The organism is Arthrobacter sp. 10L430 (assembly GCF_056395245.1).
Window position 1 is genome coordinate 50,619 of sequence record NZ_JBFTJD010000028.1, and the last position, 14,653, is coordinate 65,271.

Consider the following 14,653-nt stretch of genomic DNA (forward strand, 5'->3'; position numbering starts at 1 on the left):
CCTAACTAGGCCTGCGCTGCGGCGGCAGCGGCAGCGATCGTGGCTGCCCCGGCGCCCGTGGCGTAGCGGTCGTAGCCTTCTTCTTCGAGGCGGTCGGCGAGCTCCGGGCCGCCTTCTTCCACAATCTGGCCGTCAACGAAGACGTGGACGAACTCAGGCTTGATGTAGCGCAGGATGCGCGTGTAGTGGGTGATGAGCATGGTGCCCATGTTGCCTTCGGCGTGGGCGCGGTTGACGCCTTCGGAGACGATCTTCAGGGCGTCGACGTCCAGGCCTGAGTCGGTCTCGTCAAGCACGGCGAACTTGGGCTTGAAGAGTTCCAGCTGGAGGATCTCCACGCGCTTCTTTTCGCCGCCGGAGAAGCCTTCGTTGACGTTGCGCTGGGCGAAGTCGGCATCGATGCGCAGCTGCTGCATGGCGGCCTTGACATCCTTGGTCCAGGTTCGGAGCGCAGGTGCCTGGCCGTCGATGGCGGTCTTCGCGGTCCGCAGGAAGTTGGTCATCGTGACGCCGGGAACCTCCACCGGGTACTGCATGGCCAGGAAGAGCCCGGCGCGGGCACGCTCGTCGACGCTCATGGCCAGCACGTCTTCGCCGTCAAGCGTGATGGTGCCGCCGGTGACCTTGTAGCGCGGGTGGCCGGCAATGGTGGAGGCGAGAGTGGACTTACCCGAGCCGTTGGGGCCCATGATGGCGTGGGTCTCACCGGTCCGGATGGTCAGGCTGACGCCCTTCAGGATCTCCTTGGTGCCCTGCTCGGTGTCAATGCTGACGTGCAGGTCCTTGATCTCAAGAGTAGACATGTGTCTTGTTCTCCTCTGCACCGTGCCGTTGCGGCTGCGGTGCGGTCTTTGGTCTGGAAGTTGTTAAGTTCTGGTACAGGCCGGGCTCGGAAGCAGGCCCGTGGCTAGCTGAAGTTCGGTGCCTCGGCGCCGTTAAGGACGTTGGTGAAGTCCACGTAGACCTCGTCTCCGACGATCTCCACCGCGAACACGGGTACGGGGTCGTACGCCGGCAGCTGAAGCGGTTCGCCGGTGCGCAGATCGAACTGCGACCCGTGGCCCCAGCATTCGATGGCGCAGCCTTCGATCTCGCCCTCCGAGAGGGAGATGTCCGCGTGCGAGCAGGTGTCGCCGATCGCGTGGATCTCTCCCATGGAGTCCTTGACGATCGCGACCGGGTAGTCGTCGATCAGGATCCGCAGGGCCTGCTTGAGCTGGATCTCGTTAGCGTTGCAGACGAGCTCGCCCTTTGGCTGTTCGGTCATCCGTTGTCCTGTACTTTCCGGCTGCTTAGTTTTCGGTCGCGGCGAGTTCACGCTCAACAGCCACGGTCAGGCGCTCTTCGAGGGCCGGAACCTTGATCTGCTGGATGATCTCATTGAGGAAGCCGCGGACGACGAGACGTCGCGCCACCTCTTCGGGAATGCCGCGTGCCATGAGGTAGAACAGGTGTTCGTCATCAAAGCGCCCAGTGGAGCTCGCGTGTCCGGCACCTTCGATGAGACCGGTTTCGATCTCCAGGTTCGGGACCGAGTCCGCCCGGCAGCCGTCCGTCAGCACGAGGTTCTGGTTCTTCTCGTACGAGTCGGTGCCCAGGGCCTGCTTCTGGATCAGGACGTCGCCCACCCATACGGTGTGCGCGTTCTTGCCCTGCAGGGCGCCCTTGTACAGGACGTTGGACTTGCAGTTGGCCACATTGTGGTCTACGAAGGACCGGTGCTCCAGGTGCTGCCCGGCGTCGGCGAAGTAGAGGCCCAGCAGCTCGGCCTCGGCACCTTCACCCGAGAAGCGAACGTTGGAGTTGAGCCGGACAATGGATCCGCCCAGGGACACGGCGATGTGCTTGTACACAGCGTCCTTGCCCACCTCGGCGTCGTGCTGGCCGAGGTGCTTGGCGTCGTCTTCCCAGAGCTGCACCGAGATCACGGTGAGCTTGGCGCCCTCGCCGACGATGACTTCCAGGTTGCCGTTGTGATCGGCTGCGCCGGTGTGTTCCACGATCACGACGCTGCGTGAGTTGGCACCGGCCTCGATCACGAAGTGTGCGTTCGAGCGGCGGCCGGCACCTGCACCGTGGACCAGGATCCGCAGCGGCTCAGCCGGCTCTGCCTCGGCCGGAATGACCAGGTGCAGGGCCTCGTCAACATTGGCGGAAGCGACGACGGCGGCACGGTCGGCCGGCGTCAGCACGGTTCCGCGCGGGGCGGCTCCGGGAGCCAAAGTGCCGCGGACGTAGCCTTCGGGCGCTTCCACGGTGAACGCGGTTGCGGGCTCGGGATCAAGCTCCGTTGCAGTGTCCGAGAGGAGGTTGGCCAGTCCGCGTACCGGGCTGAAGCGCCACTCTTCCTCGCGGCCGGTGGGCAGCGCGAAGTCAGCGACGTTGAAGCTCGTGAGCCTCTCGGCGCGGGAGGACATCACGGTGACGCCGTGGTTGTGGCTGTGGTCAACCTTGGCGGAGACCAGCCCCTCGCCTTCCTCGGTGAAACCTGCGATGGAAGGCGCTCCGATGCGGGCCTTTTCAGTAGTAATTTCGGCAGTCATTAACCGACGGATCCTTCCATCTGGAGTTCAATGAGGCGGTTCAGCTCGAGGGCGTATTCCATCGGCAGTTCGCGGGCGATCGGTTCGATGAAGCCGCGCACGATCATGGCCATGGCTTCGTCTTCGCGCATGCCGCGGGACATGAGGTAGAAGAGCTGCTCTTCGGAAACGCGCGAGACAGTTGCCTCGTGACCCAACTGGACGTCATCCTCGCGGATGTCGATGTAGGGGTAGGTGTCCGAACGGCTGATGGTGTCCACCAGCAGGGCGTCGCAGCGCACGGTGTTGGCCGAGTGCTTGGCGCCTTCGCGGATCTGGACCAGGCCGCGGTAGGCAGCGCGCCCGCCGCCGCGGGCCACGGACTTGGAGATGATGGAGCTCTTGGTGTTCGGCGCGATGTGGACCATCTTGGAGCCGGTGTCCTGGTGCTGGCCCTCGCCGGCGAACGCGATGGACAGGGTCTCGCCCTTGGCGTGCTCGCCCGTGAGGTAGACAGCCGGGTACTTCATGGTGACCTTGGAGCCGATGTTGCCATCGATCCACTCCATGGTGGCGCCTTCTTCGCAGATCGCGCGCTTGGTCACGAGGTTGTACACGTTGTTGGACCAGTTCTGGATGGTGGTGTATCGGACGCGGGCGCCCTTCTTAACCACGATTTCCACCACGGCGGAGTGCAGCGAGTCGGACGTGTAGATCGGGGCCGTGCAGCCCTCGATGTAGTGGACGTAGGAGTCCTCGTCCGCGATGATCAGGGTGCGCTCGAACTGGCCCATGTTTTCCGTGTTGATGCGGAAGTACGCCTGCAGCGGAATGTCCACGTGGACGCCCTTGGGCACGTAGACGAAGGAACCGCCGGACCACACGGACGTGTTCAGCGAGGCGAACTTGTTGTCGCCCACCGGGATGATGGTGCCGAAGTACTCCTGGAAGATCTCCGGGTGCTCCCGCAGCGCGGTGTCGGTGTCCAGGAAGATGACGCCCTGCTGTTCCAGGTCCTCGCGGATCTGGTGGTAGACCACCTCGGACTCGTACTGCGCGGCCACGCCGGAAACCAGGCGGCTGCGCTCGGCTTCCGGGATGCCGAGCTTCTCGTACGTGTTGCGGATGTCTTCGGGCAGGTCTTCCCAAGTGGCGGCCTGCTTTTCCGTGGAACGCACGAAGTACTTGATGTTATCGAAGTCGATGCCGGACAGGTCCGCGCCCCAGGTGGGCATGGGCTTGCGGTCGAAGTACTTCAGGCCCTTGAGGCGCAGGTCCAGCATCCACTCCGGCTCGCTCTTCTTAGCCGAAATGTCGCGGACGACGTCCTCGTTGAGACCACGCCGGGCGTTGGCCCCGACGTCGTTCTTGTCGGCCCAGCCGTACTCGTAGGTGCCGATGCCGTGCAGCTCGGGATTCTTCTCCAGAATCTCCGAAATCACAGCAGTCTCAGCAACCTTGTTCTCTGATAGTTGGTCCGTCATAGCGGCCTTTCTTGCAGATGGTTGGATACTTCGTGCAGGGTGCCCGGTTCCGCTCCCGGAGCGTGGGCCCCCGTCGCGGCCGGACGGCCTGTGGGTATGTGGGTGGTGCAGACGTGGCCCCCGCGGGCCAGGGTGGACAGGCGCCTGACGTCCACGCCCACCAGCCGCGAAAACATTTCCGTTTCCACGTCGCAGAACACCGGGAACTGCGTGGCGAGCTGCTGGATGGGGCAGTGGCCCTGGCACAGCTGGACGCTGGACAGCGCCGCGGGAAGCGGGGCCTTGGCTTCGATGGAAGCGGTGGAGGCGACGAAGCCGTCCCGGGACAGGGCGGCGGAAAGCGCCTGGGAGCGGGCCGTGATATCGGTTCCGGCCTGGTCCACTTCGGGAGCGTAGCGGCGTTCCATGTCGGCAAAGCGCTCGACGGCGAATTTGCGGACCGCTTCGGTGCCGGCGATCTCCTGGAGCTGCTTGAGCGCCGAGCTGGCGATGTTCAGGTAATCGTCGCCCAGCGTGGACTGGCCCTGGGAGCTCAGGACGTAGCGGCGGGCCGGGCGGCCGGCGCCTGCCCCGGCGCGGGCGGCACGCTTGACCTCGATCACACCGGCGCGGGACAGATGGTCGAGGTGGCGGCGGACGGCGGCCGGGGTGAACCCGAGCAGATCACCGAGTTCGGCCGCGCTGACGGGGCCGTGTTCCAGCACCGCATTGAGGACGCGGTCGCGCGTGCGCTCGTCGGCGTCGGCCGCGGGCGGCAGCGCGCCCTGGGCAGCCGGCTTTCCACCGCGCAGCACGCTGATCCGCGCGCCGGATCCGGCCAGGGGCACGAATGTGGAGTTGGTCATGGAATACACAACACAATCATGTCGTAATTTACTCCGGTCATCCAGTAAGGCTTGGCTGACCTGGGGTTGGCGGTCACTCAGGAAGGGCAGTACTACTTCACGTAGAATGCTGGGGTGCGATCCCCCAAATCCCCCGTTTTGGCCATCAGCGGGCTCATTAAGGACGTTGGTCCGCTACCCACCCTCGATGGCAGGATGCTGAGGGTGGTGAGCGAGGTGTCACTCGTCGCCGGACGCGGCGAAGTGACAGCCCTGCTAGGAGCAAACGGCGCCGGCAAGACCACTACGATTGAATGCGCCCAGGGCCTGCAGAAGCGTACCGGCGGTACGATTTCGCTCCTGGGCCAGGATCCCGGCAATGCCGGCGCTGACTTGCGCTCCCGCGTCGGTGTCATGCTCCAGGAAGGCGGCCTCCCGCCGTCGGCCCGTCCTCTTCCCCTCCTTCGCCACATCGCCGGCATGTACCGGAACCCCAAGCCGATCGGCGAGCTGGTGGAGCGGCTCGGCATTGACTCCTTCAGCCGCACGAATGTCCGCCGGCTCTCGGGCGGGCAGAAGCAGCGGCTGGCTCTCGCAGCGGCCCTCATCGGCAACCCGGAAGTGCTGTTCCTGGACGAACCGAGCGCCGGCCTTGATCCCCAGTCGCGCCAGCTCGTGTTCGGGCTGATCTCGGAGCTCCGGGACAGCGGGATGGGCATCATCCTGACAACCCACCTGATGGACGACGCCCAGCGCCTGGCCGACTATGTGTACATCATCGACGCCGGCAGGAACGTTGCCGAGGGCACCGTCGCCGAGCTCCTGCAGCACCATACTCCGGAGATGACCCACAAGGGCCACATCCGGACGCTGCACTTCGAGGCCCTGCCCGGCCTCGACTTCACGGGCGTGCTCCCTGCAGAGGTGGAGGTCCGGGAAACCCGGGCCGGAAGCTACTCGGCCACCGGCGCGCTCACTCCGGATGACCTTGCGGCCCTAACAGGCTGGTGGGCCCGGCACGGTGTGATGCCCGGGTCGATGAGCATGGAGGCGCGAAGCCTCGAAGATGTTTTCCTCGACATTTCCGGAAGGGACGTCCGATGACGCCACTCACCGACAGCACCCGCAGCAGTGCCGCTCCCCTGCTCCGCCGCATCATCCTGCAGGGCAAATACGAAGCGCTAACGATGCTCCGGAACGGCGAACAGCTGATTCTCGCGATCGTACTGCCGCTGCTGGCCCTCGTGGGGCTCACCGTTACCCCGCTGCTGGACGGCATGGGGGACAGCAGGATCAACGTGGCAGTGCCGGGCATCCTCGCCCTTTGCGCGATGTCCACGGCATTCACCGGACAGGGAATCTCGACCGGATTTGACCGCCGGTACGGAGTGCTGCGCTTCCTGTCCACCACACCGCTGGGCCGTACCGGCCTCATCGCAGGCAAGATTCTCGCCGTGCTTGCCGTGCTCTTCCTGCAGGTCGTTGTGGTCGCCGCCGTCGCCTTCATCCTTGGCTGGCGGACCGAGGCGTCGGGCTGGCTTCCCGGCCTGGGGCTGCTGGTACTGGGCGCCGCGGCGTTCACGGCTCTGGGGCTGCTGGTTGCGGGCACGGTCCGCCCCGAGGCCACGCTCGCCATCACCAACCTGCTGTGGATCCTCCTGGGCGCCCTCGGTGGCATCGTGATACCCGCGCAGCGGCTGCCTAAACTGGCCCAGGACACCGTGCACCTGCTGCCGTCAGGCTCGCTTGGAGAAGGGCTGCGCGACGCGTTCCTGCACGGCGCGGTCAATGGCAATGCCGTCCTGGTCCTGCTGCTGTGGCTCGTTGTGGCCGGTGCAGCAGCCATCCGTTGGTTCAAGTGGAATTGAGATAACCGTGAGTACGGCTTCGCGCCTCCCCCAGATCGTCAGCCGCATTACGTCACGGCTTCCGGTCACCGTTGATTCAGCAGTCCGCCGCCTGGCTGTGCTGTCCCTGATCGGGCAGACGCTCCTCGTGGTCACCGGCGGCGCCGTCCGGCTCACAGCCTCCGGACTGGGCTGCCCCACCTGGCCTCGCTGTACCAGCGGCTCGCTGGTCAACACGCCGGAAATGGGCATCCACGGCTTCATCGAGTTCGGCAACCGGCTCCTGACCTTCGCCCTGGCCGCCGTCGCCGTCCTGATGCTGGTCTACCTGTGGAACCTTCGCAAGGAAAGGAAGGACCTTTTCCTGCTGGCCCTGGGCCTCCTTGCCAGCATCCCGGCGCAGGCGGTGATCGGCGGAATCACCGTGCTCACCAGGTTGAACCCGTGGGTGGTGGGACTTCACTTCCTCGTCTCCATGGCGCTGGTGGTTTTCGCCACGCTGCTGGTGAACAGGGCCTACGGCCGGACAGGCCGCTTCATGGACCACGCGCTGCCCGCCCTGCCAGGGGTGCTGCGGCCGGTCATGACCGCCGTCGCAGTATTCTCCGCCGTGGCGGTCATGCTGGGAGTCGTGGTCACCGGTGCCGGTCCGCACGCCGGCGACGCCAATGCGCCGCGGAACGATCTCGACTGGGACCTCTTCTCCCACATCCATGCCGTGCCGGCGTACCTAATCACCGCCGGGACGCTGTTTGCCTGCTACCTGGTGCTTCGACGCCACATCTCCGGCCCGTTCCGCGCCGCAGTCCTGATGCTTCTCGGCGTCACCCTGCTGCAGGCACTCATCGGGTTCACGCAGTACTACAACGGCATTCCGGCACTCCTCGTGGGCGCCCACATGCTGGGAGCGGCGCTGCTCATGAGCGCCGCCACGAACGCCGCAGACATCGCCCGCTACAGCCCGGCCAGGTAGGGAAACCCGCAAAGAAGCTCGGCACAAGAGTAGTCCAGCAAGAGGGAAGCACCCCGGTCCGCGTTGTTCGGGGTGCTTCCCTTTGCCCCCGACGCTCTCTCACTTCCTGCGCCCTTCCCGCGGACGCTCTCTCACTTCCTGCGCCCTTCCCGCGGACGCTCTCTCACTTCCTGCGCCCTTCCCGCGGACGCTCTCTCACTTCCTGCGCCCTTCCGTGGACGCGCTCTCTTACATCCTGCCCCCCTTCCCGCCGACGCTCTCTCACATCCTGCGCGCAAAAAGGAACGCTCCCACACATGATGTGAAGGAGCGTTGCCGAATCTGTTGCGACAAGAGAGAGAGCGTTGCCGAATCTGTTGCGACAAGTGAGAGAGCGTCCCGGGGGCCAGAATGGCGCGGGGGTGTTGCCGGGGCGGCCGGTGTTGCCCGGTTAGCCCATGATGGCCGGGCCCACGAACGGGTCGACGGCCAGCGCGATGAACAGGAGCGTGAGGTAGCTGATGGAACCGTGGAAGACCTTCATGGCCCCCTTGTCCGAGAGGTCGCCGCCCTGCGCGCGGCTGTACAAGGCATGGGATTCGTACAGGAACCAGGCCCCGGCCACCACGGCCGTAACGGTGTAGACCCAGCCCGCGCCACCGGCGGGAACCATCAGCAGCGAACACGCCACCATGGCCCAGGCGTAGAGGACAACCTGCACGGAGACCACCCGGGCGCCGGCGATGGCTCCCAGCATGGGGACGTTGGCATTCCGGTAGTCCTCGCCGTAGCGCATGGACAGCGGCCAGTAGTGCGGCGGCGTCCACAGGAAAATCACCATGAACAGCACGACGGCGGGCCACTCAACTGTGTTGGTGACCGCCGACCATGCAATCAGCACCGGGAAACAACCGGCCGCGCCGCCCCAGACAATGTTCTGCGCCGTGCGCCGCTTCAGAATCATCGTGTAGATCACGACGTAGAACACGATGGCGCCCAGCCCCAGCCAGGCCGACAGCGGGTTGGCGCCGAACCAGAGAATGGCGATGGCTGCCGCGCCCAGGAGCCAGGCGAAGATCAGGGCTTCGCGCGGGGTGACTTCGCCGGTGACCAGCGGCCGTTTTTCGGTCCGGTGCATCAGTTTGTCGATGTCGCGGTCGATGTAGCAGTTAAAGGCACCCGCGCTGCCCGCCGCGAACGCGCCGCCCACCAGGGTGGCAAGGATCAGGCCGAGGGACGGAAAGCCACGCTGAGCGTAGATCATCGTGGGAAGCGTGCTGACCAGCAGAAGTTCAATGACCCGTGGTTTGGTGAGAGCGAAGTACGCCTTCGCCTTGCGGGCTAATCCGGCTCTTCCGTGAACCCGGGACGAGGTCAGCGGCGTATCTGTTGTGCTCACGTTGGCAGTCACTCTGTTCTGTCTGGCTGTGTTGTCTGGCTGATCTGCCCGAATCCTGAGTCCGGATTGATCCCTCAACGGCGGTTGACGGGCTAAGAAGTCCGCTGCACGGGCCCTGCCTGTCCGCCGGTGGCCTCCCGATATCATACCGCGGTCGCGCATCAGTCCGTGGCATCACCCCATTTCGGCAAATCACTGAAAATGATTCCTTCGAGCCTGCTTCGAGCACATTAACGCAGCCTCACCGCCGAGTCCCGCCAACAGTGATTCACAAAAGAGAAAATGCGTCCATTTAGTGAGATTTCCGCTGCCCGAACTGTGGAATAGAGCTAAGCTGTCTGCAGATCAGCGCGCGGTGGGAGACGGTGAGAAACCGCATTCCCAATCCGTCCAGTGACTGAATGAAGATCAACGTTTCAATGGTGAACGGCTGGTAGACAAAATGCAGCGGGCACCAACCTGTGCCCTCCTGCGACCTGTCCGTACCGCCCGCCGTCAGCACAGAGAGGGGCCCGGTTTTCGTGCCACATTTGGAAGAGCAAGAACTGTCATGGACCAGCTTGGACCAGCGCGCGGTTGACACCGTACGTGTCTTGGCCGCCGACGCCGTCGAGAAGGTAGGCAATGGCCACCCCGGCACCGCAATGAGCCTGGCTCCGGCCGCATACCTTCTCTTTCAGAAGATGATGCGCCACGACCCGAAGAACCCGGACTGGATCGGGCGGGACAGGTTCATCCTGTCTCCCGGCCACACGTCCCTGACGCTGTACATCCAGCTGTTCCTCTCCGGCTACGGCCTGGAACTGCAGGACCTGCAGGCGCTGCGTACTTGGGGTTCGCTGACTCCCGGCCACCCCGAGTACAAGCACACCGCCGGCGTGGAAATCACCACCGGCCCGCTGGGCCAGGGCCTGGCCTCCTCGGTGGGCTTCGCTTACTCCCAGCGCCGCCAACGCGGCCTGTTCGACGCCGACGCTCCCGCCGGCACCAGCCCGTTCGACCACACCATCTGGGTCATCGCTTCCGACGGCGACCTGCAGGAGGGTGTCACCTCCGAGGCTTCGTCCCTCGCCGGCCACCAAGAGCTCGGCAACCTCGTTGTCATCTACGACGAGAACCACATCTCCATTGAAGATGACACCGACATCGCCTTCACCGAAGACGTCCTCAAGCGCTACGAGGCGTACGGCTGGCACGTCCAGCGCGTGGACTGGACCAAGACCGGCGAGTACAAGGAAGACGTCCAGGAGTTGTACTCCGCCCTCGTGGCTGCCAAGGCGGAGACGTCCAAGCCCTCCATCGTTTCGCTGCGCACCATCATCGGCTACCCGGCACCGAAGAAGCAGAACACCGGCAAGATCCACGGTTCCGCCCTGGGTTCCGAGGAAGTTGCTGCCCTGAAGGAAGTCCTCGGGTTCGACCCCGAGAAGTCCTTTGACGTGGACGAGGACGTGCTGGCCCATGCCCGCGCCGTCGTGGACCGCGGCGCCCACGCACGCAAGGAATGGGAAGAGTCCTTCGGCGCCTGGCAGTCCGCCAACCCGGAAGCCGCCGCCCTCCTGGAGCGCGTGGAAGCACGCAAGCTTCCGACCGAACTGGACGCAGCCCTGCCGGTCTTCCCGGCCGGCAAGGACGTTTCCACCCGCGCAGCCTCCGGCAAGGTCCTGAACGCCATCGGACCGGTCATGCCGGAACTGTGGGGCGGCTCCGCCGACCTCGCAGAGTCGAACAACACCACGATCGAAGGCTCGCCGTCGTTCGTTCCCGCGTCCAAGCAGACCGACGCCTGGTCCGGAAACCCGTACGGCCGCGTCCTGCACTTCGGCATCCGCGAGCACGCTGCCGCCTCGATCGTCAACGGCATCGCCCTGCACGGCAAGACCCGGGCGTTCTCCGGAACGTTCCTGATCTTCTCCGACTACCAGCGCCCGGCCATCCGCCTCGGTGCGCTCATGGGCGTGCCGTCCCTGTACGTCTGGACGCACGACTCCATCGGCCTGGGCGAAGACGGCCCCACCCACCAGCCGGTGGAGCAGCTGGCATCCCTCCGTGCCATCCCGGGCCTCGACGTGGTGCGCCCCGGCGATGCCAACGAAGTTTCGGCAGCCTGGAAAGCCATGCTGGAGAACCACGAAAACCCGGCCGGCATCGTCCTCACCCGCCAGAACATCCCCACCTACGAGCGGGGCGAAGGCGAAGCCGAGGGCGACACCTTCGGTTCCATCGCCGGCGTTGCCAAGGGCGGTTACGTCCTGGCCGAAGCCTCCAAGGACGGACAGACCGTTGACGCGCAGGTCATCCTGATCGGCACCGGCTCGGAAGTCCAGCTCGCCGTCCAGGCCCGCGAGGCGCTCCAGGCCGAGGGCATCGCCACCCGCGTGGTCTCCATGCCGTGCGTTGAGTGGTTCAACAAGCAGGACGCCGCTTACCGCACAGCAGTCCTGCCCGCCGCGGTCAAAGCCCGCGTGTCGGTCGAAGCCGGCTTGGCCCTGGGCTGGAAGGAATTCGTCGGCGACGCCGGACGCTCCATCAGCCTCGAGCACTTCGGCGCTTCGGCAGACTACAAGCGACTCTTCCAGGAATTCGGCATCACGGCAGAGGCTGTCGCCGCCGCCGCCAAGGATTCCATCGCCGAACTCCAGTCCTGACAGCACCCCACAGTTTCAAGGAGATTGCAATGACTACCACTCCCACGCAGCAGCTTTCCGACGCCGGCGTTTCCATCTGGCTCGATGACCTCTCCCGCGGCCGCCTCAAGACCGGCACCCTGCAGAAGCTGATTGAAGAGAAGAACGTTGTGGGTGTCACCACGAACCCCAGCATCTTCCACGCCGCCATCACCGCCGGCACCGACTACGACGCCACGATCGCCAAGCAGGCCGCGGCCGGTGCCAGCATTGAAGAGACCATCTTCGAAATCACCACCACGGACGTCGCGGACGCCTGCGACCTGTTCGCGCCGGTTGCCGCGGCGACCAATGGTGTGGACGGACGCGTTTCCATCGAGGTGGACCCCCGCCTCGCCTGGGACACCGCCGGCACGATTGCCGAGGCGAAGCACCTGTACAAGAAGGTCAACAAGGACAACGTCCACATCAAGATCCCGGCCACCCTTGAGGGCCTGGAGGCCATCACGGCCACCCTGGCCGAGGGCATCAGCGTCAACGTGACCCTGATCTTCTCGCTGGAGCGCTACCGCGCCGTCATCAACGCCTTCCAGTCCGGCCTCGAGCAGGCCAAGGACAACGGCCACGACCTGTCCAAGATCCACTCGGTTGCCTCGTTCTTCGTTTCCCGCGTCGACTCGGAAATCGACAAGCGCCTCGACGCCATCGGCACCGACGAGGCCAAGGCCCTCAAGGGCAAGGCCGGCGTCGCCAACGCCCGCCTGGCCTACCAGGTCTACGAGGAGCAGTTCTCCACCGAGCGCTGGGCAGTGCTGGCAGAAGCCGGCGCCCTGCCGCAGCGTCCGCTGTGGGCCTCCACCGGCGTGAAGGACCCGGCCTACCCGGACACCCTGTACGTTACGGAACTCGTGGCCCAGGGTGTCGTGAACACCATGCCGGAGAAGACCCTCGACGCCACGTTCGACCACGGCGTGGTCACCGGCGACACCGTCACCGGCACCTACGCCGAAGCCAACGACACCCTGAACGCCCTGGAGGCCCTCGGTGTCTCCTACAACGACGTCGTGGCCCTGCTCGAATCCGAAGGCCTGGACAAGTTCGTTGCCAGCTGGAAGGAACTGCTGGCCGACGTTGAGGGCGCCCTCGCCACCGCACGGAAGGCTTCCTAACCCACAATGAACACTCTCAGCTACGACGCCACCGGCGCAGCCCGGAAGGCCCTTGAGCAGCACCTGCCCGCCCTGGTGGAGGACCGCATTGCCACCCGGATCTTCGCGAAGGACCACACCCTGTGGGGTCCCGATGCGGAAGCCGAGTCATCGGTCCGCCTGGGCTGGGTCGAGGCGGCTACCGTCTCGCAGCCCCTCGTGGACGGCATCCTGGAACTCCGCGATGCGTTGAAGGCCGAAGGCGTCACCCGCATCGTCCTTTGCGGAATGGGTGGCTCCTCGCTCGCTCCCGAGGTCATCGCCGGTACCGCCGGCGTCGAGCTGACCGTGCTGGACAGCACCGACCCCGAGCAGGTCGGTGCTGCCCTCGCGGACCGCCTTTCCGAAACCGCCATCGTGGTTTCCTCGAAGTCGGGTTCAACCCTGGAAACGGATTCGCAGCGGCGGATCTTTGAACATGCCTTCACCGAAGCCGGCATTGATGCCAAGAGCCGGATCATCATTGTCACCGATCCTGGATCGCCGCTGGACAAGGCTTCCCGCGAGGCCGGCTACCGGGCCATCTTCAACGCGGATCCCAATGTGGGCGGGCGTTACTCTGCCCTCACCGCGTTCGGGCTGGTTCCGTGCGGTCTGGCAGGGGTGGACATCCAGTCCTTCCTCGACGAGGCCGAGGAAGCGGCAGAAATCCTCAACGAGGACGCCCCGGAGAACATCGGCCTTGCGCTTGGAACGGCGCTTGGCGGTACCAACCCGCTGCGGGACAAGATTGTCATCGTCGAAGACGGCTCCGGAATCGTGGGCTTCGCCGACTGGGCTGAGCAGCTCATCGCGGAATCCACCGGCAAGCTCGGCACCGGCGTCCTGCCGGTGGTCGCCGGCCCCTCCGCCCCGGAGGTCACCTCCGGCGCCGAAGACGTCCTGGTGGTGCGGCTGGTAGGTGCGGATGCCGACGTCGAACTCGGTGAAAACGAAGTTGCCATTGCCGGCGGCCTTGCCACCCAGATGATGGTGTGGGAGTTCGCCACCGCCGTGGCCGGGCGCCTCCTGGGCATCAACCCGTTCGATCAGCCGGACGTGGAAGCCGCCAAGGTGGCTGCCCGCGGCCTGCTGGACGCTCAGCCGGAACCGACGCCGGCCGCCTTCACCGACGGTGCCATCGAGGTGCGCGGCGGGGACTGGCTGGGGAACGCCGCCACGGCGGCGGAGGCGGTCACCGCCCTGCTCGCGAAGCTGGACGCCAACGGTTACCTCAGTGTCCAGGCCTACTTTGACCGCCTTGCGTTTTCGCAGCTTGAGGGCATCCGCGACGAACTGGCGCAGGTCAGCCGCCGTCCGGTCACCTTCGGCTGGGGACCGCGATTCCTGCACTCCACCGGACAGTTCCACAAGGGCGGACCCGCCATCGGCGTTTTCCTGCAGGTGACGGCCGCGTCCGGCCAGGACCTGGCCATCCCCGACCGCCCGTTCACCTTCGGGGAGCTCATTACGGCACAGGCCGCGGGTGACGCCCAAGTCCTGAGCGAACACGGCCGCCCGGTCCTGCGCCTGCACCTCACCGAGCGTGCAGCAGGCGTCGCCCAGCTCCAGGAGATTGTTTCCGCGCTTGCCGGCCAGGCAGCATCCGCCACTGAAAGCTAAGGCACTAAACCAACCATGCCAGATACTTTGAACGGCAAGAGGTCAGCGGGCAGGAGCGGGAACCCTTTGCGGGATCCGCGGGACCGCCGTCTGAACCGGATTGCCGGACCGTCGTCGCTCGTGCTCTTCGGAGTCACGGGTGACCTCRCCCGCAAGAAGCTCATGCCCGCCGTGTATGACCTCGCGAA

The 14,653-nt window shown here is 65.4% G+C and carries 12 protein-coding genes and 1 pseudogene; 7 read left to right on the forward strand and 6 right to left on the reverse strand.

All coding sequences use genetic code 11. From position 1 onward, the window contains the following. Positions 1-5: 5 nt before the first annotated feature. From sufC to AC1DDG_RS18770, 5 genes are all read right to left on the reverse strand, one after another. Complete coding sequence (gene sufC / locus AC1DDG_RS18750; protein WP_230121305.1) at positions 6-803, reverse strand: Fe-S cluster assembly ATPase SufC; 798 nt, start codon at positions 801-803, stop codon at positions 6-8. A 104-nt stretch (positions 804-907) separates the two neighbouring features. Continuing rightward, entirely contained in the window at positions 908-1,267 is a 360-nt protein-coding gene (locus tag AC1DDG_RS18755) for a non-heme iron oxygenase ferredoxin subunit (RefSeq protein ID WP_230121306.1), read from the reverse strand. Between the two features lie 25 nt (positions 1,268-1,292). Next, positions 1,293-2,543 (reverse strand): Fe-S cluster assembly protein SufD, encoded by a 1,251-nt coding sequence (gene sufD / locus AC1DDG_RS18760; RefSeq protein ID WP_476877243.1) that lies wholly within the window; start codon positions 2,541-2,543, stop codon positions 1,293-1,295. Further along, the gene (sufB, locus tag AC1DDG_RS18765) at positions 2,543-4,006 is read right to left on the reverse strand and encodes a Fe-S cluster assembly protein SufB (RefSeq protein ID WP_230121308.1); all 1,464 of its coding nucleotides are present in this window, start codon (positions 4,004-4,006) and stop codon (positions 2,543-2,545) included. Before sufB ends, sufD begins: the two co-directional genes overlap by 1 nt. Further along, entirely contained in the window at positions 4,003-4,860 is an 858-nt protein-coding gene (locus AC1DDG_RS18770) for a helix-turn-helix transcriptional regulator (RefSeq protein ID WP_230121309.1), read from the reverse strand. The genes sufB and AC1DDG_RS18770 overlap by 4 nt, the downstream gene beginning before the upstream one ends. A 105-nt stretch (positions 4,861-4,965) precedes the next feature. Between AC1DDG_RS18770 and AC1DDG_RS18775 the strand changes: the two genes are divergently transcribed. The 3 genes from AC1DDG_RS18775 to AC1DDG_RS18785 are packed head-to-tail and all read left to right on the forward strand — an operon-like array spanning position 4,966 to position 7,650. Next, entirely contained in the window at positions 4,966-5,934 is a 969-nt protein-coding gene (locus AC1DDG_RS18775; RefSeq protein WP_476877244.1) for an ABC transporter ATP-binding protein, read from the forward strand. Beyond that, positions 5,931-6,698 (forward strand): ABC transporter permease, encoded by a 768-nt coding sequence (locus AC1DDG_RS18780; RefSeq protein ID WP_476877245.1) that lies wholly within the window; start codon positions 5,931-5,933, stop codon positions 6,696-6,698. The genes AC1DDG_RS18775 and AC1DDG_RS18780 overlap by 4 nt, the downstream gene beginning before the upstream one ends. A 7-nt stretch (positions 6,699-6,705) precedes the next feature. Continuing rightward, entirely contained in the window at positions 6,706-7,650 is a 945-nt protein-coding gene (locus AC1DDG_RS18785) for a COX15/CtaA family protein (protein ID WP_230121312.1), read from the forward strand. Between the two features lie 430 nt (positions 7,651-8,080). Here AC1DDG_RS18785 and AC1DDG_RS18790 read toward each other — a convergent pair whose 3' ends face one another. Continuing rightward, positions 8,081-9,040, reverse strand: a complete 960-nt coding sequence (locus AC1DDG_RS18790; protein ID WP_476877246.1) for a heme o synthase — start codon at positions 9,038-9,040, stop codon at positions 8,081-8,083. Positions 9,041-9,558: 518 nt separating this feature from the next. Here AC1DDG_RS18790 and tkt point away from each other — a divergent pair. From tkt to AC1DDG_RS18810, 4 genes and pseudogenes are all read left to right on the forward strand, one after another. Beyond that, positions 9,559-11,676: a transketolase gene (gene tkt, locus AC1DDG_RS18795; RefSeq protein WP_476877251.1), complete on the forward strand. Its 2,118-nt coding sequence runs from the start codon at positions 9,559-9,561 to the stop codon at positions 11,674-11,676. A 29-nt stretch (positions 11,677-11,705) separates the two neighbouring features. After that, complete coding sequence (gene tal, locus AC1DDG_RS18800; protein WP_476877247.1) at positions 11,706-12,824, forward strand: transaldolase; 1,119 nt, start codon at positions 11,706-11,708, stop codon at positions 12,822-12,824. A gap of 6 nt (positions 12,825-12,830) precedes the next feature. Then, positions 12,831-14,465: a glucose-6-phosphate isomerase gene (locus AC1DDG_RS18805; protein ID WP_230121316.1), complete on the forward strand. Its 1,635-nt coding sequence runs from the start codon at positions 12,831-12,833 to the stop codon at positions 14,463-14,465. 15 nt (positions 14,466-14,480) lie between these two features. After that, positions 14,481-14,653 (forward strand): annotated as a pseudogene (locus tag AC1DDG_RS18810) (glucose-6-phosphate dehydrogenase); the annotation flags it as partial.

Bases quoted from the DNA above. Each gene is read 5' to 3' on its own strand.
- sufB (WP_230121308.1), bottom strand. From the start codon at position 4,006: ATGACGGACCAACTATCAGAGAACAAGGTTGCTGAGACTGCTGTGATT.
- AC1DDG_RS18755 (WP_230121306.1), bottom strand. From the start codon at position 1,267: ATGACCGAACAGCCAAAGGGCGAGCTCGTCTGCAACGCTAACGAGATC.
- tal (WP_476877247.1), top strand. From the start codon at position 11,706: ATGACTACCACTCCCACGCAGCAGCTTTCCGACGCCGGCGTTTCCATC.
- AC1DDG_RS18805 (WP_230121316.1), top strand. From the start codon at position 12,831: ATGAACACTCTCAGCTACGACGCCACCGGCGCAGCCCGGAAGGCCCTT.
- sufC (WP_230121305.1), bottom strand. From the start codon at position 803: ATGTCTACTCTTGAGATCAAGGACCTGCACGTCAGCATTGACACCGAG.
- AC1DDG_RS18780 (WP_476877245.1), top strand. From the start codon at position 5,931: ATGACGCCACTCACCGACAGCACCCGCAGCAGTGCCGCTCCCCTGCTC.
- sufD (WP_476877243.1), bottom strand. From the start codon at position 2,543: ATGACTGCCGAAATTACTACTGAAAAGGCCCGCATCGGAGCGCCTTCC.